Raw genomic sequence first — 26,055 nt, 5'->3', positions numbered from 1 at the left:
GAAACAGTCAGCAATAAATTGGCATGAAAAAACAAGGGCAAAGCACATTTTTTGAAAACTGAAATTCAGCCATGGCTAATGTAATTAAGATTAAATCATAATGAAATCTGTACATTGACGTTGATTTTTAGCGCGGTTACGCTAAAAATCATTCTGTCAGAACCGTTACGTTTCGCGTCAGTCTGTACAGCTAAATCTAACAATAATACCGCCACGCTTCGCTTTTTCAGGGGCGTGTGACGCAGTTTTGTTTTGCCGTTTCTATATACACCAGGTTGAGACGCCTTCTGTTGTTCAGAGGGTGAAACTATGTGTGAAGGCTAAAAGCATAAAATAATTTTATGTTTATAGATTCAGTATATTAGCCAATCTGGTGGAATAGAGGTTACAAATGGCAGAACTCACGCAAGGCCGTGTAGACATTATCTCGCGCGAAAACGGCACACTCCTCTCACAGACCGCTGGCGGTTCGTCACAATCCATTAACCTCACCGAACCCAGCGTTGTGCGCATCAGCGGCACGCGCGACATGGTGACGCAGTTCGAGCGCCAGGGTAACGATCTGGTGCTGAAAATGCGTGACGGCAGCACGGTACGCTATCAGAAATTCTTCCTCGACGACGCCGATGGTCAGCACAGCGAACTGGTGTTCGATGATGGGGTCAATCCACCGGAACATGCGCTCTTCCCGCAGACTGCCGAAGGTGCTGAACTCGCCTCCAGTTCGGTTACGCCCACCTATGAATCACTCGACAGCGTAGAGCCGCTGCTCCTGGCGGATAACACCAACACCTCAATGGGCGTGATTACAGCGGGCGGTCTGGGTGTGCTCGGCTTAGCCGGGCTGGCCGTGGGCATCGGCGGCGGCGGGGGGGGTGGTAACGGCGGCGGCAATGATGGCGGCACCGATCCCGGTACACCGGTTACGCCAGGGACGCCTGCCATCACTCTGAATACATTCGCTGGCGATGATGTACTGGATAACGCAGAAAAAGCCACCGATCAGGTGCTGAGCGGCACCACCAGCAATGTTGAAGCGGGACAGATTGTCACTGTTACGCTGGGCGGCCAGACCTACAACGCCACCGTAGGTGCGGACGGCAGCTGGAGCGTTACGATCCCGGCAGCGGCGCTGGCGGGACTTGCTGCTGGCACCACCACCATCGATGTCAGCGTCACTAACACAGCAGGCACGGCGGCCACCGGCAGCCTGCCGATAACCGTCACCGCCGCCGATCCTGGCACGCCTGCGACGCCAGCTATCAGCCTGAACCCGTTTGCGGGCGACAACCTGCTGGATAACAGCGAAAAAACCACGCCACAAACGGTATCCGGCTCCACCAGCAATGTTGAGGCAGGCCAGATTGTTACCGTCACGCTGGGTGGCCAGACCTACAATGGCACCGTGGGTGCGGATGGCAGCTGGAGCGTTGCGATTCCGGCTGCGGCGCTGGCAGGACTCGCGGCAGGCACCACCACCATCGGCGTCAGCGTCACTAATGCCGCAGGCACGGCGGCCACCGGCAGCCTGCCGATAACCGTCGCCGCTGCCGATCCCGGCACGCCTGCGACGCCGGTCATCAGCCTGAATCCGTTTGCGGGCGATAACCTGCTGGATAACAGCGAAAAAACCACGCCACAAACGCTGTCCGGCTCCACCGGCAATGTTGAGGCAGGTCAGATTGTTACCGTCACGCTGGGCGGTCAGAGCTACAGCGGCAGCGTAGCAGGCGACGGCAGCTGGAGCATCACCGTGCCTGCCGAGGCACTGAGCGCGCTGGCCTCCGGCACTACCACCGTCACGGCAACGGTCACTAATCAGGCGGGAACGGCCGCCAGCGGCAGCCTGACTCTTACCGTAGAGGCACCGCTGACGCAGCCGGGTACGCCGGTCATCACCATCGACCAGTTTGCCGGGGATGACATCCTCAGCAATGCTGAGAAAAGCGGTGAACAGCTGCTGAGCGGCTCGACCACCAACGTCGAAACCGGGCAGATTGTCACTATCACGCTGGGCGACCAGACCTATAGCGCGCTGGTTGATGCGCAGGGCAACTGGAGCATCACGTTGTTGCCTGCACAGCTGAATGCGCTGGCCGCCGGGACGGTTGCCATTTCGGCGGTCGTCACCAATCAGGCTGGCACTGAGGCCAGCGAAAACCGCGCCATCAGCGTCGATACGCCAGTGGTTACGGGCCCGCCAGCGGTCACAGTGGATGACTTTACCGGTGACAATCAACTGAGTAACGCGGAGAAAGCCGCCGACCAGACGGTGACCGGCAGCACCAGTAACATCGAACCCGGCCAGCTGGTGACGGTGACGCTGGGCGGTCAGACTTACAGCGGCAGCGTGGACGCGCAGGGCAACTGGAGCGTCACATTGCCATCAGCAGCCCTGAGCGCACTGGCGGCAGGTGAAACCACCCTGTCGGTTTCGGTCAGCAATGCTGCCGGCAACACCGTGACCGGCAGCCTGCCGATCAGCGTGGAAGCGCCAGTGACGCAGCCGGGTGAACCGACCGTGACCATCGGTCAGTTTGCCGGAGATGACATTCTCAGCAACGATGAAAAAGGGACGGCCCAGACACTCTCCGGCACGACCACCAATATCGAAGCGGGCCAGACGGTAACCGTCACCCTGGGGGGGCAGACTTACCTGGGCACTGTCGATGGCAGTGGAAACTGGAGTGTGATTATTCCGGCAGCCGCGCTGGGCAATCTGCCCGCTGGCTCGAATGCCATTGGCGTCACCGTCAGTAACGCCGCTGGCGTAACCACCAGCGAAACCCGCGATATTTCGGTGGATGCGCCGACAACAGAGCCAGGCGTACCGGCCCTGACCCTGAATGATTTCGCGGTCGATAACGCTTTGAGCAACGACGAAAAAGCGGTTGATCAGCTGGTCAGCGGCACCACCAGTAATGTTGAAGCCGGACAGCTGGTGACAGTTACCCTGGGCGGCCAGACTTACAGTGCCAGCGTGCAGGGTGATGGCAGCTGGAGCGTCACCGTTCCGTCAGCTGCGCTCAACGCGCTGGCAGCCGGCACGACCACACTCACCGTTTCGGTCAGTAATGCGGCGGGCGATACGGCAACTGCCGCGCAGCCGATCACCGTCGAAGCTCCGGCAACGCAGCCGGGTCAGGCCACTGTGACCATCGACGCCTTTGCCGGGGATGACATCCTCAGCAACAGCGAGAAAGCCAGCGACCAGTTGCTGAGCGGCACCACCACCAATATCGCTGAGGGGCAGCAGGTTACTGTCACGCTGAACGGAGAGACCTTTACCGCCACGGTTGGCGCAGATGGCAGCTGGAGCGTCACGATTCCGGCCAGCTCGCTGGCCGCGCTGACAGCAGGAAGTGCGACCCTGAACGTCACCGTTAACGATCAGATCGGCACGCCAGTCAGCGAAACCCGCGACTTCCTCGTAGAGGCATCGGGCACCGCGCCAGGCACGCCGACATTAACCATCAATGCCTTCGCTGATGACAACGTCCTGAGCAACGATGAGAAGCTGGACGCTCAGGCGGTCTCCGGCAGCACGACCAATGTCGAAGCGGGACAGATTGTCACGGTGACGCTGGGCGGCCAGAACTACAGTGGTACGGTCGGGGCCGATGGCAGCTGGAATATCGCTATCCCTGCCGATGCACTCGGTGCGCTGGCGGCGGGCGCGGCCTCGCTGGTCGTGACGGTCAGCAATGCGGCAGGCACCACCGTCAGCGATACGCTGGGAATTATCGTGGAACCACCGGTTACTGAGCCGGGCCAGCCGGTGATCACGATCGATCAGTTTGCCGGTGATGATGTCCTGAGTAACGATGAGAAAACCAGCGACCAGCTATTGAGCGGTACCACTACCAACGTTGAGGCGGGTCAGACTGTCACGGTCACGCTGGGCGATCAGACCTACAGCGCCACGGTTGGTGCGGATGGCAGCTGGAGCCTGAGCGTCCCTGCCAGCGCGCTGGCGGCCCTGGCGACGGGCAGTGCCACTATCGCGGCCACGGTCACCAGTCAGGCGGGTGTAACGGTAAGTGAAGATCGGGTGATCGCGGTGGAAGCGCCTGCGGAGCCGGGCACGCCGACAGTCACGATCGCCCTGTTTGCCGGTGATGATCTGGTGGATAACAGCGAGAAGGCCGTCGATCAGACGCTGTCCGGCAGCACCAGCAATGTGGAGGCGGGCCAGACGGTCACTATTACCCTGGGCGGTCAGAATTACAGTGCGCTGGTCAACCCGGACGGCAGCTGGAGCGCGCAGATCCCGTCTGCGGCGCTCAGTGCCCTGGCGGCAGGCACCACGGCCATCACGGTCAGCGTCACGTCGGTAGCCGGTGCCTTAGCCACCGATAGCCGTGACATCAACGTCGCGCCGGCAGCCGGTGAACCGGGTGTGATCTCTATCAGCGAGCCTGTCAGCGTTGATGGTTTCCTCAACCTGCAGGAGTTGAGCAGCGATCTGATCATCGGCGGCTCGGCGGTGGGCGTCAATCCGGGCCAGGCGGTGCAGCTTAACTTCAACGGCAACAATTACAGTGCGGTGGTGGGCAGTAACGGCTTCTGGAGCGTCACCGTTCCGACGGGCGATCTCAATGGTATCACCGACGGTGTGAAACTGATCTCCGTCACCGCAACCGACGCCAGTGGTGCGCTGCTGACCGACTCCGCTCAGTTGAATGTGGTCACCACCACACTGCCGCAAATCACGCTGAATGAAAGCGCGCTTACCGATGGCATTCTTAATCAGACCGAAGCGGACAGCGATCTGCTGATCGGTGGCAGCACCGGTAAAGCGGTGGCGGGCCAGTTGGTCGAAGTACAGCTCAACGGCAAAACCTACAGCACTACGGTCAATGACGACGGCAGCTGGAACCTGACGCTGCCTGCCGCGGATCTCGCCTTACTGCCGCAGGGCGCTAACGGCCTGACCATTACTGCGATTGATGAGGCGGGCAACCGCGTGGATGAGACGCTGAACTTCAGCGTCGACACGCTGCCACCGAACCTGATTGTGGCGGAAGTGGCAGGCGGCGATGGCATCCTTAACAGCACGGAAGTGGCGGCAGGCGTGCCGGTCAGCGGTTCAGGTGCGCTGCCGGGCGAACAGGTAACGGTCTCGCTGAACAACGTTATTTACAGCGCAACCGTGGATGAGCAGGGCAACTGGACGGTGGATCTGCCGCCAGCGGCGCTGCAGGCGCTGTCAGATGGCAGCAGCTATACGCTGGTGGTTACCCTGACCGACGCCAGCGGCAACATCGCGACCCAGGCGCAGACGCTGGCCGTCAGCACGCAGCCGCCGGTTGCCACCGTTACCGCACCGGGCGGGGATGGCGTTCTGACCAATAATGAACTCACTGAGCCGCTGCTGATCAGCGGTACCGGCACCGCGGGCGACAGTGTAGCGGTCGGGTTAAACGGTAAAACGTACGCGGCTATCGTGGACGAAAACGGTAACTGGCGTGCATCCGTCCCGGTTGCCGATCTTGCCACGCTGAGCAACCAGACTTATCCGGTCACCGTGACTGTGACCGATCCGGCTGGTAACAGCAGCACGCAGGATACCGATCTGCGGGTTGCTACCGAAGCGCCAGCTCTGACTCTGAACCCTCTGGACGCTGACGGCGTGATCAACATCAGTGACGCGCAGCAGCCGCTGATTGTCAGCGGAACCGGCGACGAAGGTGACATCATTCGCGTCACGCTGAATAACCTGACCTACAGCGCCGTAGTGGCGCAGGGTGGCAACTGGAGTGTAACCGTTCCGGCTGCCGACCTGGCGGGGGTGCCCAATGGTACTCAGGTGGTCTCGGTTGTCGCGACGGACGCGGATGGCAATACCACGCCAGCCAGCAGTTCACTGATTTTCGCGACCACGCCGCCACTGCTGGAGGTCTCGACGCCGGGCAGTGATGGTTATATCAACATCGCTGAACACACGCAGGATCTCACCATCGACGGGCGCGGGGGGACACAGGGCGACACGGTGGCCGTCACTTTCAATGGTGAGACTTACACCGCCACGGTTGACACCAATGGTGCATGGAGCGTGACGGTACCCGCCGCCATCATCAGTCAGCTGGGAGACGCTCTCTACCCGGTTGACGTGGTAATCAGCGACGCTTACGGCAACAGCTCCACCGTCGCCTCCAGTGTCACGGTGCTGGCGGCAACGTCACCGGCGCTGACCATTGATCCTGTGACCGGCGACAATCTGGTCGACAGTGCGGAACAGCTCACTGACATTCTGGTCACCGGTAGCGTCACTGGCGTACCGGCCGGTCAGCCGGTATTACTGACCATTAACGGTCAGTCTTACGACGGTGTAGTGCAGGCAAACGGAAGCTGGAGTGTGACGCTGCCCGCCGGATCGCTGGGTGCCGCAGGCGATAAAACCTTTACCGTGGCGATTACCGACGTGGCCGGAAATCCGGCGCTGCCTGCCGAGGGGCAGTTCACCGTGATCGCGACCAACGTGCCGTCGCTGTCGATTGCCCCGATCAGTGACGACAACGCACTCAACGTGCTGGATGCGCAGAGCGATCTGATCCTTAGCGGCGGTTCTGCAAACCTGCCGGTGAACAGCCCGATCAGCGTGACGCTGGTGCCTGGCGGCACGCTGTACACCACCACAACCGATGAAACCGGTAGCTGGACCCTGACCGTGCCAGCCGCCGACCTGGCGAACCTGGCGCAGGGTAACACTACCGTTACCGTCTCCTCAGGGGATGTACTGACCAGCCAGACGCTGCTGGTGGCAACGACGCCGCTGGCAGAACCCCAAATCAACACGCCTTTCACTGACGGCATTCTTAACACTGAGGAAGCCAGCACAGCGCAGACGCTGACCGGCTCCGTCCAGCCAGGCCAGGCCGTCAGCGTGACCCTGGGCGGCATCAGCTATCCGGCAACGGTAGCGGGAAATGGTGACTGGAGCGTCACGCTGCCGCCAGATGCGCTACAGGCACTGGCGCAGGGCAGCAATCCCGTTACCGTGACGGTGAGCGATGTCGCGGGTAACAGCACCAGCATCAGTGAACCGCTAACGGTGGATACCGGGGTACCGGTGCTGACCGTTAACCCGATTGCCACCGACGGCATTATCAATGCGGCTGAAACAGCGACCGATCTGATCGTCAGCGGCACCGTCGCCCCGGGCAACAGCGTCAGCCTTGTGCTGAATGGTGAGACCTACAGCGCCACGGTTGCCGCGGATGGCAGCTGGACCGCCACCGTGCCCGCTGCCGATCTGCAGCAGCTGACTGATGGCCGTTACGATCTTAACGTGACCGTGACCAGCATCAGTGGCAACGTTGCCACCACGCCATTGCCGGTCACCGTGGATACCACCGCACCCGACTTCAGCATTAATGCGCCCGCTGGCGATGGCGTGCTGAACATCGCTGAGCAGGCTGCTGGTTTCAGCTTCAGCGGCGCAGGCAGTGAAGGCGACCGCGTCAGTGTGACGCTGAATGGCGTCACCTACACCGGCACGGTTGATGCTGACGGAAACTGGGCGCTGGCCGTACCGCCTGCTGCGCTTGCCGGTCTGACCAACGGCAGCAGCTATCCGGTGGTGGTCACCGTCACCGACGCGGCGGGCAACAGCAGCAGCCAGAACAGTGCGCTGACGGTTGCCACCACGTCGCCTCCGCTGGTGGTCGCGCCGGTCAGCGGTGACAACGCGCTGAGCACCGCTGAACTGGCGGAGCCGCTGGTTGTCAGCGGCAGCGGTCAGAACGGCGACATTGTCACGGTCCAGCTTAATGACCAGCTCTACAGCACCACCGTCGGCGTGAATGGGCAGTGGACGCTGCAAATCGATGCTAATGATCTGGCGGCTCTGCCTCCGGGCACGAATCCGCTCACCGTTACTGAAATCAATGCTAACGGCAACCAGAGCAGCCAGGTGGTTGATCTGAATGTGGCAACTTCACCGGACGTGCAGCCTGTGCTGACCGTCGATAGCAGCACCTTTGCCGGTGACGGTATCGTCACGGCCGCCGAACAGTTACAGCCGATTACGGTGCGGGGCAGCAGCAGTAATGTTGAGGCAGGGCAGCAGGTGATCATCTCCCTGAATGGCACCGACTACAGTGGCGTGGTCGGGGCCAGCGGGAACTGGAGCATTACGCTGCCTGCGGGCGCACTGGCGGAACTGGGCGAGGGCAGTCAGACGCTGAACGTCAGCGTGATCAACGCCGTCGGCAACAGTGCCAGCAGTCCGCTTAACTTCAGCGTGGACAACACGCTGCCCTCGATCGCGCTGGCACCGATCAGCGACGACAACTACCTCAATGCCCAGGAGCTGGGCGGTACCGTTGTGGTCAGCGGCAGCACCAACGGCCTGCCTGATGGCAGCATTATTACCGTGCTTGCCAACGGCACCACAGCCAGCACCAGCGTGGCGGCCGATGGAAGCTGGAGCCTGACCTTACCGGCAGGCACCTTTAACGGCGCGTCCGATGGCGCGCAGACGATTACCGCCACAGCCAGCGACGGCAGCGGACAACAGCTTGCCACCAGCGATGCTACCCTGACGGTGGTGGCCAGCACACTGCCGGTGGCCACCCCAGGCGTGGCCTTTAATGACGGCATTCTCAACGGCGAGGAAGCCGTCAGCGGCGGCGTGATCACCGGTAACACCGGCGTGCCCGGTGACGGCCAGACGGTTATCGTCACGCTGGGCGGCACTAACTACAGCGGCACGGTCGACGCAGCGGGTAACTGGCAGGTCGCGGTTCCGCCAGCGGCGCTCTCTGCGCTGCCACAGGGCACCACGCCTTACACCGTAGTGGTCAGTGATGTGGCAGGCAACAGCAGCCAGGCTGACGGCAGCCTGGTGGTGGATACCCTGCCACCGGTACTGAACTTCATCACCCCATCCGATGGCATTATCAACGCCGCTGAGAGTCAGCAGCCGCTGACGCTGACCGGCAGCAGTGAAGCCAATGCACTGATTGTGGCCAGCTTCAACGGCACCAGCCTGAGCACCACAGCAGACGTCAACGGCAACTGGTCGCTGGATCTGCCCGCCACGGTTTATACCGGGCTGGGCAACGGCACCTATCCTCTGACCGTGACCGCCAGCGACGCAGCAGGCAATGCCACCACCACCAGCCGCGATCTGGCGCTGAAAGTAGAGGCGGGCACGCTGCCGACTCTGACGCTGGATGCCTTTGCCGGTAATAATGTGGTTGATGGTGCGGAACGCCTTACCGATCAACGTCTGACTGGCTCCACGTCCAACGTCGAAGCGGGCCAGCTGGTCACCGTGACCATTGATGGCACGGTCTACAGCGCCGCCGTGCAGGCGAGCGGAGCATGGAGCCTGATCGTGCCAGCCGGTGCGCTGGCGGCGATTGCGGATGGCAGCGCCAGTTTCACCGTGGCGGTCAGCGACGTGGCGGGCAACACCACCACCAGTAATCTCACCTTTGACATTAACAGCAATGCGTCTGGCCTGGCGATGGATGCCATCAGTCAGGACAACTATCTGAATGCGCAGGAGCTGGGTCAGCCGCTGATTGTCACAGGCACCTCGGCGAATGTGCCTGAAGGCAGTCTGGTCACGCTGCTGTTTAACAACATCAGCTACACCGCGCAGGTCTCGGCCAGTGGTCGCTGGAGTGTGATTGTTCCGGCTGAGTCACTGACAGCACTCGCCGACGGGGCTTATACCGTCACGGTCACCGCGACAGACAGCGGCGGGGCAACCCTGAGCAGCGAAGCCGCGCTCAGCGTGCTGGCGACACTGCCAGCACCGCAGATCGTCTCTGCTTTTGGCGATGGTCTGCTTAACAGCAGCGACATCACTACGTCACAAACTCTGAGCGGCACCACAGGTGTGACAGGGGACGGCCAGACGGTGAGCGTGGTTCTCAACGGCGTGACCTACAACGGCACCGTCGACAGCAATGGCAACTGGCAGATCAGCGTGCCTGCCTCTGCGCTGGTCGATCTGCCGGAAGAGACGCTTAACTACACCGTTAACGTACAGGATGCGGCGGGTAACTCGGGCAGCAGCCAGGGCAGCGTCACGGTCGATCTGACGCCACCGACCCTGTCGCTTGATCCGGTTGCGGGCGATAACAGCGTCAATATCGCCGAAAGCACCGCGCCGATTGTGCTCAGCGGCAGCAGTAATGCCGAAGCCGGTCAGCAGGTCACTCTTACCCTTAACAACCAGATCTGGACCACCACCGTGACCCAGGATGGCGACTGGAGCCTGACGCTGCCCGCGGGTGCCCTGGCAGGGATCCCGGCCGGTGCGTATACCCTGACCGTGACGGTCAGTGATGCGGCGGGCAATCCGGTTACGGAGACGCGTGAAATCACCGTCGCAACCGGTGCCCTGTCGGTCAGCATTAATACACCCTTTGGCGATGGCTATCTTAACCAGGCTGAAACGACGGTCAGTCAGACGCTGAGCGGCAGCACCGGCGTTGCGGGCGCGGGTCAGACCGTCAGCGTGACGCTGGGCGATAATGACTACCCTGCCGCAGTCGATGCGCAGGGCAACTGGACGCTGACCTTAACGCCAGCGCAGGTGCAGGCACTGGGTGAGGGTGTGACGACCCTGGTGGTCAACGCCAGCGATGCCGCCGGTAACAGCGGTTCGCTGACCAGCGCCGTCACGGTCGATCTCACACCGCCTCCGTTAAGCATTAACCCTATCGGCGGCGACAACATCATCAATTCAGTTGAGGTGCTGGAAGCTGTCGCTATCAGCGGAACAGCCTCTGTCGCGGATGCCGGACAGACGGTCACCGTCAGTTTCCAGAATACCGATTACACCACCCGGGTACTCTCTGATGGCACGTGGCAGGTGACCCTGCCTGCCGGTGTCGTGCAGGGGCTGGCGGATGGCAGCTATCCGGTCGATGTGACGATCAGAGATGCGGCGGGTAACCTGACCACGGCGACCCAGACGCTGACGCGTGATGCGGACAGCCTGAATCTGCCGACCCTGACCATCGGGGCAATCAGTGACGATAACTTCCTTAATCAGGCAGAGTCGTTGCAGGATCTAAGCATCGGCGGCACCAGCACTAATCTGGTGGAAGGCCAGCTGGTAACGGTAACGCTGAACGCCATTCAGTACAGCGGCACGGTGGCGGCGGATGGCAGCTGGACCGTGATCGTTCCGGCCGCCGATCTGGGCAATCTGCCGGATGGCGATCAGCTGCTGGTCGTCGTCTCAGCGGATACGTCTGGCAATCCGGCCAGCGCCAGCGCCAGCCTGGTCGTGCTGGCCAGCCCGCTGGTTCAGCCAACGCTGACGATGAACGTGGTGGCTGGTGATGATGTGATCAATGCCACCGAGGCGACCGCGGATGTGGCGGTCAGCGGCGGCAGCACCCTGCTGGCGGCAGGAACGCCGGTGACCGTATCGTTTAACGGTACTGACTACAGCACCACGATTGACGCTGACGGTAACTGGACGGTGACGGTACCGTCTGCGGCCTTCATCAATGTCGCGCCGGGCAGCACGCAAACCTTTACCGTCACCGCCATTGATGTCGCCGGTAACCCGGCGGTCGCCACGCAGGAGGTCAGTTTCAGCACCACACCGCCTGTGCTGGCGGATATTACGGTCAGCGCGGGTGACACCCTTAACCTGGCGGAGTCGCTGCAGGATCTCACCATCAACGGCACTACCACGGGCGGCCTGCCGGTGACGGTGACGCTGAATAACGTCAGCTACACCACCACGGCGGATGCGGACGGGAACTGGACCCTCACCATTCCCACAGCCGACGTGCAGCAGCTGGCAGACGGCCCTAATGCGATCACTGTTTCGGTCACCGACGCGGCGGGCAATATCACCACGGATACCACTACCTCACTGGATGTCGCGTTTAACACGCTGCCAGCGCTGACCCTGAATACGCCGTTTGGCGATTCGCTGCTCAATCTGGCAGAAACTCAAGGTGCGATAACGCTGAGTGGTGACAGTACCAACCTGCCGGAAGGCAGCGTCGTGAACATCACTGTCGGCGATCTGACTTTCACTACCACCACCGATGCCAGCGGTACCTGGACGCTGAATCTGGCTCCGCTTGCGCTGGATGCCCTCGACAATGGTGTGACGCAGGTCGTCGTCACCGCGGCAGATGCTGCCGGAAATCCGGCGCAGGCCACAGCTGACGTTGAGATACTCCAGACCCCACCAGTTTCCGCAAACTTCGCTGCAACACAGTTCGGCGATAACGTGATTAACATCAGTGAAGCGGGTTCCGTTCAGCTGGTCACGGGCACGTCTAATCCTGTTGCGGGCCAGACCCTCAGCGTCACAGTCGGCGATGACAACATCCCGCTGTCGGTAACGGTCGATGCCAGTGGCAACTGGACGGCCAGCCTGACGCCGGAGGTGATCGCCAGCCTGGGGGCCGGTGAACACACGCTGACCCTCACCACCACGGATCGGGCCGGTAACAGCATCACAGAGACGCAGACGTTTGTCTCAGCGATTACCCCGATTGCCTCGCCAACGCTCGATACGCCATTTACGGATGGCCGTCTTAACGCGGCGGAAGCGGCAACGGACGGGACGCTGACCGGTACGGTCAACAGTGATGATCCGGCTTCGGTGGCGGTGACCATCAATGGCACCGTCTATGCCGCGACGCTCACTGATGGCGGTACAGGCTGGTCACTGACTCTGCCGCCTGCCGTATTGCAGTCACTGCCGGATGGAACCCTGCCGGTGACGGTAACCGTTACCGACGAGAACGGCAACATCGGCTCCACCACCGGCACGCTGCTGGTGGCGGTCAACACGCTGCCGGATGTCACGCTGAATCTGCCGTTTGGTGATGGTGCGCTGAACGCGGCGGAAGCAGGCAGCGAACAGATCCTCAGCGGCACGACCGGCATTACGGGTGCAGGACAGACGGTATCGGTGCTGATCGCTGGCTTTAATGGCGACCAGCCGCTGGCCGCCACGGTGCTGAACGATGGCAGCTGGTCGCTGGCTCTGTCTCCGGCACAGTTAGCCACCTTCACCAGCGGCACGCATACCATTACCGTGACCGCTACCGACATTGCGGGTAACAGTGACGTGACGGCCCTGAGTGTGGTAACCGAAGTGGCTGTGCCTGTGCCAACCTTCAATACTGGCGCGTTTGGCGGCGATAACGTACTGAATATCAGTGAAGCCGCGGCAGGCGTCACCCTGACCGGCAGCACCGGCAGCGTGGGGGATAATCAGGCGGTCAGCATCACTGTTGATCTCAATGGCAGTCTTTATTCCGGCTCGGTGGATGGCAACGGCAACTGGACCGTTGATCTTCCTGGCAACGCGCTGAGTTCTCTGGGTAACGGGACGCAAATCCTGACGGTTAACGTCGTGGATGCGGCGGGTAACAGCGCATCGGCACAGCTGCCGTTCACCACCGATCTCAGCGCGCCGCTGCCTGCGGTTAATCCGGAATTCCTCGGCGGCTATGTGAATAGCGATGATGTTGCTACAGGTATTACGCTCGGCGGCACCACCGGTGAGGCGGGCGCGAATCAGACGGTGCAGTTAACGCTGGGCGGCACGACTTACCCTGCAACAGTGGATGCCAATGGCAACTGGACAGTGCCACTGACACAGGCGCAGCTTTCAGCGCTGCCGGATGCCACCTATCCGGTCACCGTGACGGCAACGGATGCGGCGGGCAACAGCACGACCATTAACAGTTCGCTGGTGCTCGATAAAACCCCGCCGGTGCTTAGCTTCACAGCCTTTACTGGCGATAACGCACTGAACTACGCCGAGAGCATTCAGCCGCAGATCCTCAGCGGCACCGCGACAGGCGCTGAGACCGGTGCCGTTGTCACGGTGTCGCTGAATACCACCACCCTCGGCACAGCAATCGTTGACGGTAACGGCAACTGGAGCGTGACGCTGACGCCAGAGCAGATGGCCACCTTTACGCCATCGACCACCCTCGCGCTGGCAGTGACCGATCTGGCAGGCAATACCGCAACCAGCAGTGTCCCGCTGACGGTGGATCTGACGCCACCGCCAGGTCCGCTGGTCACGCTGGGCACGGTGTCAGGCGACAACATCATCAGCACCCAGGATGTCGCGGGTGGCGTCGTCCTGAGCGGCACCTCGGCTAACCTCGGTGCAGGTGGGGTGGTAACGGTGGTGGTCAACGGTCAGACCTATGCCACTACGCTGGATGCAGCGGGCAACTGGTCAACGGCTGCGTTGCCGGTCACCGCCTTCGGCAATGCGGACGGCAGCGTCGCCATCACGGTAAATGCCACTGATGGCACGACCCCTGTCACCGTCAGCGGTAATGTGCTGGTTGATCTGACGCCACCGGCTCTGACGATTAATGCCTTTGCGGGTGATAATCAGGTCAATGGTAATAAAAGCGCCACCAGCCAGGCAATTAGCGGCACCGCCGATGTCGGTGAAGCAGGCCGTACGGTGGTTGTGACCTTCAACAACCAGACTTACAGCGCCGTAGTGCAAAGTGACGGCACCTGGTCCACCACCGTTCCTGCCAGCGCGATGCAGGCTCTGACCGATGGCAGCACGCCGGTGATCACCGCGCAGTTGGCGGATGTCGCCGGTAACGTGACGACCGTGACACAGCAGGTGACGGTAGATACTGCTGCGCCACTGGTGCAGGTTGACGCGCTGGCGGGTGATAACGTGCTTAACGCCGCTGATCTGGCCGTCAGTCAGGTGCTGACCGGCAGCGCGCAGGGCGCAGAAGGGCAGACCATCGGTCTCTATCTGGGCGATGCCGCGCCGATCGCCACCGCAACGGTGGGTGCCGACGGCCGCTGGAGCATCAATCTTGAACCGAATGTCCTGTCAGGACTCACTGACGGTGCGCTGGTGTTTGGCGTGCGGGTCAATGATTTAGCCGGTAACCAGACTGACGCCACGCTGACAGTCAACAAAGTGGTTAACAGTGCGCTGACGCTGGTGGTTGATTCGGTATTCGGCGACGGCACGCTCAGCGCGCTGGATACCACGGTGGCGCAGACCATCTCGGGAACCGCGACGTCGGCGGGCGTCGGGGCCACGGTATCCGTGGTACTGGGCGGCACCACGCTCTCTGCTTCTGTGGGACAGGATGGTAAATGGGCCATCGTGGTGCCCCCTGCGGTGCTGGATCTGGTCACCGACGGCAATCTTGCGGTTGACGTTACCCTGACGGATGCGGCAGGAAACACCCGCACCGTGGGTGAGACCGTCACGGCGATTGTCGATGCGGTGCCGGTGGTGGGCGCACTCACCGGACTGTTTGGCGGCGATAACCTGCTGAACATTGCGGAAGCGGCAGCCGGGCAGCTGGTAGGTGGCGTGATACAAAATGCGGCGGCAGGTTCACAGGTGACGGTGACCTTTGGCAGCAAGAGTTACAGCACAACGGTGCAGGCAGGCGGAGCGTGGAGTGTTAGCCTGCCGGGCAGCGATCTTACCTCACTGCTGGATGGCAATCTGACGCTGGGCGTCAGCGTCCGGGATGCGGCGGGTAATGTCGCCTCGAATAGTGCGACGATCGGCATCTTTACTCAGACACCATCCATCTCCCTGACCTCTCTGTTTGACGATGGCGTACTGAATCTGGCTGATATCGCCACGGGCCAGGTCATCAGCGGAGTGGTGAACAACGTTGCGCAGGGCAGTGTGGTGACGCTTTCAGTGGGCAACAGCCAGCTGACCGTGACCGTGGGTGCGGGCGGAGCCTTCAGCGCCACGGTGACGCCGGATATCCTGGGCACCCTGGCGCAGGGCAATCTGACGGTCGGCGCGTCAGTAACGGATGCAGCGGGGAATACCGCCAGCACCAGCGCCGGTATTCGCGTCGATACGCTGCTGCCAACCATCACGGTTAATCCACTGTTTGGTGACGGTCTGCTGAACGTGGCGGATGCGCTGGTAACGCAGGTGATTGGCGGCGTCGTCGGTGGTGCAGAAGCGGGATCGCGGGTTGTCGTATCGGTGGGATCACAGCAGTTTGTGACGGCAACCGATGCCAGCGGCAATTTTAACGTCTCACTGACGCCCGCGCTGTTGCAGGGGATTGCGGATGGCAATCTTACCGTTGGCGTCAGCGTCACCGACAGCGCCGGTAACACCAGCAGCACCACCGCCGGCGCGCTGGTGGGCATTCACAATCTGCCGAAGGTTACGCTCAATCCATTGTTTGGTGATGGCGTGCTGAACCTGGCGGAATCGCTGGTTACCCAGACCATCAGCGGCACGGTCTCCGGCGTGGCAGCGGGCAGCAGCGTCAGGCTGGCCATTGGCAACACAACGGCCACCGCGCTGGTCAACGCCGATGGCACGTTCTCGACTACCGTTTCGCCCGCTGTGCTCTCGACGCTGCTGAACGGTAACTTTACCGTCAGCGCGGCGGTCACCGATCCGGTCGGCAACGTCAGCAGCACCAGCGCAGGCGTATCACTGGGACTGGTGCAGCCAACCCTGACGGTGAATACGGTGTTCGGCGACGGGGTTCTGAGTGCCGCCGATCTGGCCTCGAACCAGACCCTGAGCGGAACCTCCAGCCTGTCGGCCGGTTCCACCGTCAGCGCCACGCTGAACGGCCTGACCTACACCACCAAAGTGGTGAGTGGCGGCAACTGGAGCATCAGCGTTCCGAAAGCGGATCTTGCCGCCATCACTGACGGCAGTAAAACCGTGACGGTGACCGGCACCGATGCCTACGGTAACGTGGCAAACAGCAGTGGAACACTGAGCGTTATCAGTCAGTCAACGCCTGTGGTCGCCATTACCTCACTGTTTGGTGACAATGCGCTGAGTGCAGCCGATGTCAAAACCGCGCAGACTATTTCAGGTACCGCCAGCAACGCCGAAGGATCAGTGATACGCGTTACGCTGGGTGGCCAGACTTACAGCACCACGGTGAGCAGCAACGGCAACTGGAGCCTCTCTGTACCGGCGGCCAATCTCGCTGCGATTGCGGATGGTCTGCAGACCGTGACGGCCAGCGTCATCAACGGCGCGGGCAGCACTGGTTCTACCTCGGCGTCACTGGGTGTTGTGAGTCACACCACGCCGACCGTCAGTGTGAACAGTTTCTTCGGTGGCGATGGTTATCTCAACATCGCGGAAGCCAATACGGCTGAAACCATCAGAGGAACCAGCACCAACGCGGCGGGCGGTACGGTTACGGTTAACGTGGCAGGCAATGTCCTTACCACGACCATCGGCGCGAATGGGGCATGGAGCATCAGCGTGCCGTCAGCGACGCTGAAAGGGATCGCAGATGGCAGTCATCCGCTGACCGTCACGGTGACGGACATTGGGGGCAATACCGCGACCAGCAGCAGCAGCTTTACTGCGCTGTCCCATAATCAGCCGGTGGTCGGGGTTGATCCCGTGCTCAGCATCGTGGGTTCTCTGCTTACCGGCCTGGTCGTGCAGGGGGGATCGCTGAATGCCGCTCAGGGATCGAAAGTCAGCGTGACGCTGCTGCTCTCCAACGGCAGCAACGGACCGACGCTGAACACCACCACCGATGCGCTGGGACGTTACGCGGTTAACTTCTCACCATCACTGCTGTCGGTGGGCGGCCTGCTGTTGTCGCTGAACACGCTGGCAAAAGTCTCCATCACTGACGTGGCCGGTAACAGCTATACCACCACCAATACCCTGTTGCTGGGTTCGCTGCTGCCGGTCACGCTGGCGGCCACCGAATCGGTGGCGCTCTTCTCGGTGGTGGATGACAGCGCTACCGTCGCCAGTACCAGTGTGGAAACGCAGCATAACAGCAGCATCAGCAGCGACGATAACAGCGCCCATGTAGCCGTGGCCTCGACGCTGATTACCGAAGCGGATGCGGTGACGCCGGTCAGCAGCAGTGAAACCGTGGTGGCCAGTGACACTGCTGTAGCGGCGGCACCGGCAGAGGAGGTGGGTTACACCATTGGCGGCGTCGTGATTACGCTGGCCGATGGCAGTACGGCAGAAGGTGCTTCGGTGACCGGCAGCAGCGGTGCGGACACTGTGACGGTCAGCGATCTTAACTTTACCCATATTGATGGCGGCGCAGGCACCGATACTCTGGTGCTGAATGGTGAGTATCTCAATCTGGATCTCACCGCGCTGGGCCTGAAAGTTGAACACGTTGAAGTGCTCGATTTGGGTAAAACCGGCACCAACTCTGTGAAACTCGATCTCAATGAGGCACTCACTATTACGGACAAACAGAGTGATGATTTGCTGATCAAAGGCGCAGATGGCAGTCAGGTCACACTGGCGAACAGCAACGGCGGTATCTGGGAAGTGACCGGCGAGCGCACGGTGGAGGGCAGAGTCTTTGAGATCTACCACAACTCGGCGCTAACCAGTGAAAACACCCTGGGTGATGTGCTGGTGCAGCAAAACCTGCAGGTCCATGTGGTGTAGTGACGACAGTTCTGCCTGGCCAGTCTGAGAAGCGGGTGCGTAAGCACCCGCTTTTTTTGTTTTAGTCACGTAATAATTTCACTTTCCAGATTATCGCCACTATTCATTAGCAGAATGAAAGATTAGGGTAAGCGCAGCAAACGGCGTTACGCCGTAAATCAACATTCTGGCTCCATTTGTCGCTTTTATTAGCGTCCTCTTTCTTTATCCCTGTTACCTGCGGGTAATCAGTTCCGACCAGCGGAAACGGGCAGCGTCAGCTGACCCACTCTCTATCGACAGCCTTAACGTCCGGTTTATCCGGGCCTTTTGGCCTACGTTTCTGTTCTGAACTGAGGTTACCTATGTCAACACGCGATACGCTTCGTTCCGTCCGGTTCGAATCCATTTTTCAGACGGCGGTGAGCGACTTTGCCGTCGCCGACAGCGCGCTGCCCGCCATTGCGCCAGTCTCAACGCAGAGTCTCACTCTTCCCGTTACCCCTTTCTCTGCGGCGTCACCGGATAGCAGCCCGCTCAACTACAGTGCCCTGGCGGTCAGCGCGGTTGAGAGCCCCCCTCCTGCTGCGCTACGCCCCTATGAATCGCTTGCTGGTGATGGCGTCATTGCTGCCTGGGAAGCACAAAAGCCGGTACATCTGCGCGGCCGGGCGGAAGGCGAAGCAGGCTCGACGGTCACACTGACGTTCAACGATCAGAGCTGGCACAGCACGGTGAATAAGTGGGGCTACTGGAACGCTTCGATGCCGGCTGAGGCGCTAAAAGGTGTGCCGGATGGTAATCACACTCTGACGCTGACCATTACCGATAAAGCGGGCCATAGCACCACTACCAACGTCGATTTTGGACTCTATGTTGATCGCACCATCAAACCGACCCTGACAGTGGACACGATCAGTGGCGACAACGCGGTGAATATTGCTGAGAGTATTTACGGCGTTGAAATCAGCGGCAGTGCAACGCATCTGCCTGCAGGGGCGGTGCTGAAATTATCGTTGGGTACGCAAACGACCACCGCCACCATGGGAAGTGATGGTAAGTGGTATGGCACGTTCCAGGAAAGCGATATGCAGGCGCTGCCGGATGGCGTCTACAGCCTCAACGTGACGGCGACCGATCCGAATGGTAAAACCGTAACCGACTATCACGACCTGACGCTGATTACCCACCTGAGCAGCCTGCCAAAAATTACCTTTGATAAGGTTACGTCGGACGACGTCATTAATCTGGCGGAAACTCAGCAGGATCTGTTGTTGAGCGGCACACTCTCTGCCGTGATGCCGGGCCATCGGCTGGTCATCACCGGTGCCAATCAGAAAGATTATGCAGCAACCCTGGACGAAGGCGGGCACTGGCAGGTGGTGATTCCGGCAGCAGAGGTGAACGCGTTTATCAACGTTGGTGAGATCCGCGCCTGGTCGATTGACGGGGCCAATAATTACACCGACGCCACGCATGAGCTGAATATTCACACCGGCTTTATTCCGGTTTACACCGAAATGGATCTGGGCGATGACATGACGCTTAACTATCAGGAGGCGCAGCACGATCTGAGCTTCTACGTTGAGGGGTGTAATTCCCTGGAGATCAACGGCAAAACCTATCAGCCTGATGCTCAGGGCATGGTGACGCTTACCTCCGGCGAGCTGATGGCGCTGCCGGATGGGCCGGTCGCCGCCACCTTCCATCGCTGGGATCAGTATGGCAACAGCGACACGCAGAACTGGGACGCCCTCTTTACCGTGGCCGTGCATCAGCGGCCAACTCTGACGCTGGACACTGCCTTTGATGACAACAAAATTGATGCTGCCGATGTGAACAGCTGGCATCTGATTCAGGGAAGCTCCAGCCATCTGCAACCGGGCAGCCTGGTAGAATTAACGCTGGGCGATCAGCACTACAGCGCCAGCGTAAAAGCAGATGGGGGTTGGGCGCTGACCATTCTGGCCGGACAGCTGGCACCGCTGGATGATGGTGAATACCAGATGACGGTCAGTGGCAAAGACAGTGCCGGGAATCTGGCCACGGCCAGCCAGACGGTACAGGTGGCATCGCATACCGAAACGGCCAGCCTGATGGCGGACAAGACGGTGGATAATCTGCTCGAAACCGTCACGCTGACTCAGCAGGCCGAGGCCGCGCACGTGGCGCACGCCTCTACGGCTTCTGCCGCTCCGCAGGAGAGTCATCTTTTCTCTGACGTTCCTTATACCCTTGCCGATCATCTGCTGCAGCATCCTGCGGCACAGCCGATAGTCTGACGCCGACACATTAGCAAAAGCACCGCCTTCCGGACAGGTCTGTTAAGCCTGTCTGGATTGGCACAGATTTATCTTATGGCTATTTTTCGTCCGTTCAGGAGAAATATTAAAGAATTCATCTGTTTTTAGCAGGAATATGCGCGGGATATGATCTAATAATGTTAAGGGTCGTTTAGCGTCCCGCTTGCGAATCATAAATAAAATAACGCAATAATGCTGTCTGGCGCTGAGATACACCCTTTTTGCTCGCTTTGTTCACCAGGAAAAACACCATGATGATAAGAACCCCTGCTGGTATGGATAATGAACAAAGCGCGATTAACTTTTTTGTTGTGCGCCCTGAGTGGCGTGGCAGTGCCCGCGGCTTTTGCCGCACCGTTACCTAAAGCCGAATTTAACTGGCGCGCCGCGCCAACCGAAGAACAGATTGCCAGCTTAACACTGCGCGACGCTATTCTCCGGGCCTTTGCCCGCAATCCGAAAATCTCGGAAGCGGCGGCACAGATCCACGTCGGTGAGGGTGATCTGGATGCCGCCCGCAGCGCCTGGTATCCGCAGATCTCACTGCAGGGTGCCGCGGGACGCTCTCACCAGACCGACTCCGCTGGCAGTCTGAACAATAATGGCTCCGGTGGTATCACGCTCAGTCAGCTCCTTTATGACTTTGGCCGCACCGGCAGCGCCATCGATGAACAGCATGCCCTGTCAGAGGCTTATCGTTTCGGCCTGTTCGATTCGATGACGACCGTGGCGGAAGATACGCTGCAGGCCTACCTCGAAGTTAAACGCTACCAGGCGCTGTCTGAAACGGCGCACACCAATATCGCCTCGCTGCAGCGGGTACGGGATATCGCAAAACTGCGCGCCGATGCCGGGCTCAATTCCCAGTCAGATGTTTTGCAGGCGGAAACCCGCATCGCCGCGATGCAGGCCACGCTGGAGCAATATCGCGCCCAGCTGCGTTCCGCCACCGCGCAACTGACCGTGCTGACCGGTGTCGTGCCCGCCACGCTGCCCGAACTGCCCCAGGCGCTGCTGAAACAGCAGATCACCCTCGACAAAATTGCCTATGAAAGCAGCGCTGCAGTACGCAGCGCGCAGTCTAAACAGGAGGCCGCCCGTGAGCGGGTGCGCCAGGCGCAGTCCGGCCACTGGCCGACCATCAAAGTGCAGGCAGGCCGGACCCGCTATGAAAACGATCGTTCGTCTTACTGGGATGATGAAGTGCAGCTGCAGGTGGAAGCGCCGCTTTATCAGGGCGGCATGGTGAATGCCAGAACCGAGTCAGCGGAGGGCGATCGTGAAGCAGCACAGGCTGCAGTTCAGCAGGCCAAACTCGCCATCAATCAGAATGCTTCCACCGCTTATGCCGACATGATTGGCGCGCAGCAGCGGCAGGCCGCCGGGGAAGTACAGCTGGCCAGCGCCGACCATACCCGTAATGTCTACGCCGATGAATATCGTCTGAGTAAGCGCAGCCTGAACGATCTGCTGAGCGTGGAACAGGATGTGTTTCAGGCGGACAGCTCACGTATCACCGCGCTTTATGACGGCTGGGATGCCACCGTGCGTTATGCCGCCGCGGTAGACAATCTGCTCGATATCATGGGTATCGATCGCCAGCAAAGCAGCGGCGATCTCCTTCCTTCGCTGCAATAGCGATAAGGCATTAATAATGAGTACATCAACCCTGAACACCGATAACTGGATTGCCGCCATGCTGCGCGTCGCCGCGCGATTCGGTAAACCTGCCGATGGCAAAACCCTGCGTCAGCAGATGCGCTGGTTTGAACATCTGCCGGTGTCGCAGCAGCTGGAGCGGCTCTCCGGGCTGCTGGGACTGCATCTGACCATGGTGCCGCAGAATAAACTGCGCTGGCGTCAGGAGATCACCCCGGTAGTGCTGGTGCTGGAAAATGCCAGCGTGGCGGTGCTGGAGAGCATTGATGCCGACGGCAGCGCGCGCTACTGGCTCAGTGAAGGCGGCGATGTGGTACGTGAAAGCGCCTTATCGGAACTGCTGGCACGTGCTCAGGGCGATGTCGGGGTGATCGGCGTGGCGGCGCGTGGCCGGGATGCGCGTATCGACGAATTCGTTCAGCCCTATGAGCCGCACTGGTTCTGGAAAAACTTTCGTGGCATGGGTCGCCGTATTACCGAGATCTCGCTGGCCTCGGTGATCAGCAATGTGCTGGCGCTGGCCGGTATTCTCTTTTCGATGCAGGTCTACGATCGGGTCATTCCGGCACAGTCGCAGTCCACGCTCTGGGTGCTGTTTGTCGGGGTGCTGATCGCCGCAGCCATTGAGTATCTGATTCGGCTGATGCGAACTCAGGTGTCAGACTTAATGGGCAAACGCATCGACCTCAAAGTCTCGGCCATGCTGTTTGCCCGGGCGATGAGCATCCGAAATGAGGCGCGGCCAAAATCGACCGGATCCTTTATCTCGCAGCTGCGTGAGATCGACCAGGTGCGCGAGTTGCTGACCTCAACCACGGTAGGTGCAGCAGCCGATCTGCCGTTTGTCATCCTGTTCCTGTTTATCATGTCGTTTGTGGGGGGCTGGCTGGTGCTGATTCCGCTGGCGGCGATCCCGCTGATCGTCATTCCCGGCCTGCTGGTCCAGATTCCGATGGCGAAGCTGGCCAAAGAGGGGCTGCGCGAGGGCGCGCTGCGCAATGCGGTGCTGGTGGAGACGATCGAAGGGATTGAGGATATTAAGGCGCTGCAGGCGGAACCCTATTTTCAGCGTCAGTGGGAACAGACCCACGAAGTCAGCGCTTCAATCAGCAATCAGCAGCGGTTATGGGGCGCACGTCTTACCGGCTGGGCGTCAACCGTGCAGCAGCTCACTTATGCCGGAATGCTGGTGTTTGGCGTCTATCTGGTGCTCGATTCGCAAATCACCACCGGTACGCTGGTCGCCTGTAGCCTGCTCTCATCCCGTACCATCGCCCCGTTAATGCAGCTGACGATGGTTTTCTCACGCTGGCAGCACGCCAAAATGGCGATGAAAGGGCTGGATGAGTTGCTGAAAAAGCCGCTCGACCAGCCTGAAGCCGCCACGCTGGCGCACTGTCCGACGCTTACCGGCCAGTACGATCTGCGCAATGTCCATTACAGCTATGACGAAGAGAATGAAAAGAATGTGCTCAACGTGCAGCAGATGCAGATTAAACCCGGCGAGAAGATTGCCATTCTGGGCAAAGTCGGGGCAGGGAAGTCGACGCTGCTGAAGATCCTCGCCGGTCAGGCGCAGGCCACTCAGGGCAAGGTGATTGTCGATGGCGTCGACATTGAGCGTATTGATCCTGTCGATTTACGCCGTCAGCTCGGCTGGCTGTCGCATGACTCCCGTCTCTTCTTTGGCACGTTGCGGCAGAACCTGATGCTGGGTAATCCCCACGCCAGCGAACAGGAGATGCTGCAGGCGCTGCGCATCAGCGGCGCGCTGTCGCTGGTCCAGCAGGATGCCGCCAGTCTGGATCGCATTATCAATGAAGGCGGACGCGGACTGTCAGGCGGGCAGCGTCAGATGGTGATGCTAAGCCGGATGATCCTGCGACAGCCGCAGGTCGTTCTGCTGGATGAACCTACGGCGGCCATGGATGAACAGCTGGAAGAGCATGTGATCCGTCAGCTACAGGGCTGGATCAGTGGCCGGACGCTGGTGCTGGTGACGCACCGTCCGGCGCTGCTGAAAATGGTTGACCGCATTGTGGTGATGGATAACGGCCGGATTGTGGCCGATGGTCCGCGTGACGAGATCCTGCGCCGTGCGACGACGCCAGCGACGCCTGGAAAAGGAGATGCCGCATGAGTCTGGTTATTGTTGATAAAGATCTTGCCCGTCATGAGCGCCGGACATCGGCAATTATCTGGCTCTGCACCGCCGCGCTGGCAATTTTTCTCATCTGGGCGCACTTCGCTATTCTGGATGAGGTGACCGTCGGCACTGGCAAGGTGACACCTTCCAGTCGCGCGCAGGTAATCGACAGCCTGGACGGCGGCATCGTCAAACAGCTGAATGTGCATGAGGGCGATATTGTTGAGAAAGGACAGGTGCTGGCGACGCTTGATCCGACGCGCTTCCAGTCCAACTTCGGCGAAGCGCAGGCCAAAGTGCGCACGCTGCGTGCCTCATCCGAAAGGCTTGAGGCGGAATTGTCAGGCACGCCGCTGACGTTCAGCGCCGAAACCCTGAAGGAGCCGAATCTGGTCACGCGCGAACGGCAGCTCTACGAGTCGCGTCGTCGTAATCTCACCGAAACCATCAGTAACCTGCAGCAGTCGCTGAGACTGGTACAGGATGAACTGCGGCTGACGGAACCGCTGGTGGCAAAGGGCGCGGCAGGGCAGGTCGAGGTGATTCGTCTGCGCCGTCAGGTCAGCGATCTGCGCGGTAAAATTGATGAAGCGCGTAACGACTATCTGGTGCGCGCCCATGAAGAGCAGGTGAAAAACAATGCCGAACTGGATGCACAACTGCAGGTTGCTGCGGGCAAAGAGGATCAGCTGACGCGTGCCACGCTCTACTCGCCGGTACGCGGCATCGTCAAAGATATTCAGGTCACCACGGTCGGCGGCGTACTGGAGCCAGGCGGTAAACTGATGGAGATCGTGCCGCTGGAGGATCAGTTGCTGATTGAGACGCGCATCAATCCACGTGATATCGCGTATATCCGTCCCGGTCTGCCCGCCACCGTAAAAGTGACCGCCTATGACTCTTCTATCTATGGTGACCTGTCCGGCGAAGTTGAAACGGTGTCGCCCGATACTCTGCAGGATGAGGTAAAACGCGATCAATATTACTATCGTGTTTACGTTCGTACCCAGAAAGCAGAGCTGACCAACCGTGCCGGACGAAAATTTCCGATTGTGCCGGGTATGGTGGCTAACGTAGAGATTAAAACCGGTCAGAAATCGGTCATGGACTATCTGATTAAGCCGCTGAATAAAGTCAAAGAATCGCTGCGCGAGCGCTGAAAATCAGCACCATCCCCACTATCCGCCTGCTTAATTACGGTGATAAATTAACATGGCGGATATTTCATCATTCTTGGTGCAAAGCGTGCGCAATTTAACACTCTGTGCGGAAGTGAGGCGGAGTTAATTTAACCCGCGTAAGAAAGTTTACGCAGATATAACGGAACGGTAAATTTCAGGCAAAAAAAAGCCGGACAATGTGTCCGGCGGGAAATAATAAGTTGTACATCTCATTCGGGGAGAATGAAGGTAATAATGGAATAAATGATGATAGCGGGGACTATTCTATTACCAGATCCCGCAAAAGTTTTATCATTCAGTGCTTCAGAAGGATATGATGCAACCTCTTGATAACAAACAATACAAATTGAGATTAACGATTCGTGCGCCGATTTTTATCGATCCGTGCTG

At 59.9% G+C, this 26,055-nt stretch carries 5 protein-coding genes; all 5 read left to right on the top strand.

Annotation, left to right across the window (positions count from 1 at the left end; translation table 11 throughout):
- The first annotated feature begins 391 nt into the window (after window positions 1-391).
- The 5 genes from F3I20_RS00835 (at window position 392) to F3I20_RS00815 (ending at window position 25,644) form a co-directional block, all read left to right on the top strand.
- The gene (locus F3I20_RS00835; protein WP_150059902.1) at window positions 392-18,397 is read left to right on the top strand and encodes an Ig-like domain-containing protein; all 18,006 of its coding nucleotides are present in this window, start codon (window positions 392-394) and stop codon (window positions 18,395-18,397) included.
- A 344-nt stretch (window positions 18,398-18,741) separates the two neighbouring features.
- Complete coding sequence (locus F3I20_RS00830) at window positions 18,742-20,658, top strand: Ig-like domain-containing protein (RefSeq protein ID WP_150036987.1); 1,917 nt, start codon at window positions 18,742-18,744, stop codon at window positions 20,656-20,658.
- Between the two features lie 303 nt (window positions 20,659-20,961).
- Window positions 20,962-22,317 (top strand): TolC family outer membrane protein, encoded by a 1,356-nt coding sequence (locus tag F3I20_RS00825; RefSeq protein WP_150010508.1) that lies wholly within the window; start codon window positions 20,962-20,964, stop codon window positions 22,315-22,317.
- Window positions 22,318-22,333: 16 nt separating this feature from the next.
- Complete coding sequence (locus F3I20_RS00820) at window positions 22,334-24,478, top strand: type I secretion system permease/ATPase (RefSeq protein WP_150036988.1); 2,145 nt, start codon at window positions 22,334-22,336, stop codon at window positions 24,476-24,478.
- Window positions 24,475-25,644 carry a beta-barrel domain-containing protein gene (locus tag F3I20_RS00815; protein WP_150010504.1) on the top strand — a complete coding sequence of 390 codons (1,170 nt, stop codon included), beginning with the start codon at window positions 24,475-24,477 and terminating at the stop codon, window positions 25,642-25,644. Before F3I20_RS00820 ends, F3I20_RS00815 begins: the two co-directional genes overlap by 4 nt.
- Window positions 25,645-26,055 lie beyond the last annotated feature (411 nt).

This window comes from Candidatus Pantoea gossypiicola, from assembly GCF_008632075.1.
GTDB lineage: Bacteria > Pseudomonadota > Gammaproteobacteria > Enterobacterales > Enterobacteriaceae > Pantoea > Pantoea gossypiicola.
The sequence above is the reverse complement of the archived record's forward strand: the minus strand, read 5'-3'. Positions and strand labels throughout refer to the sequence as shown.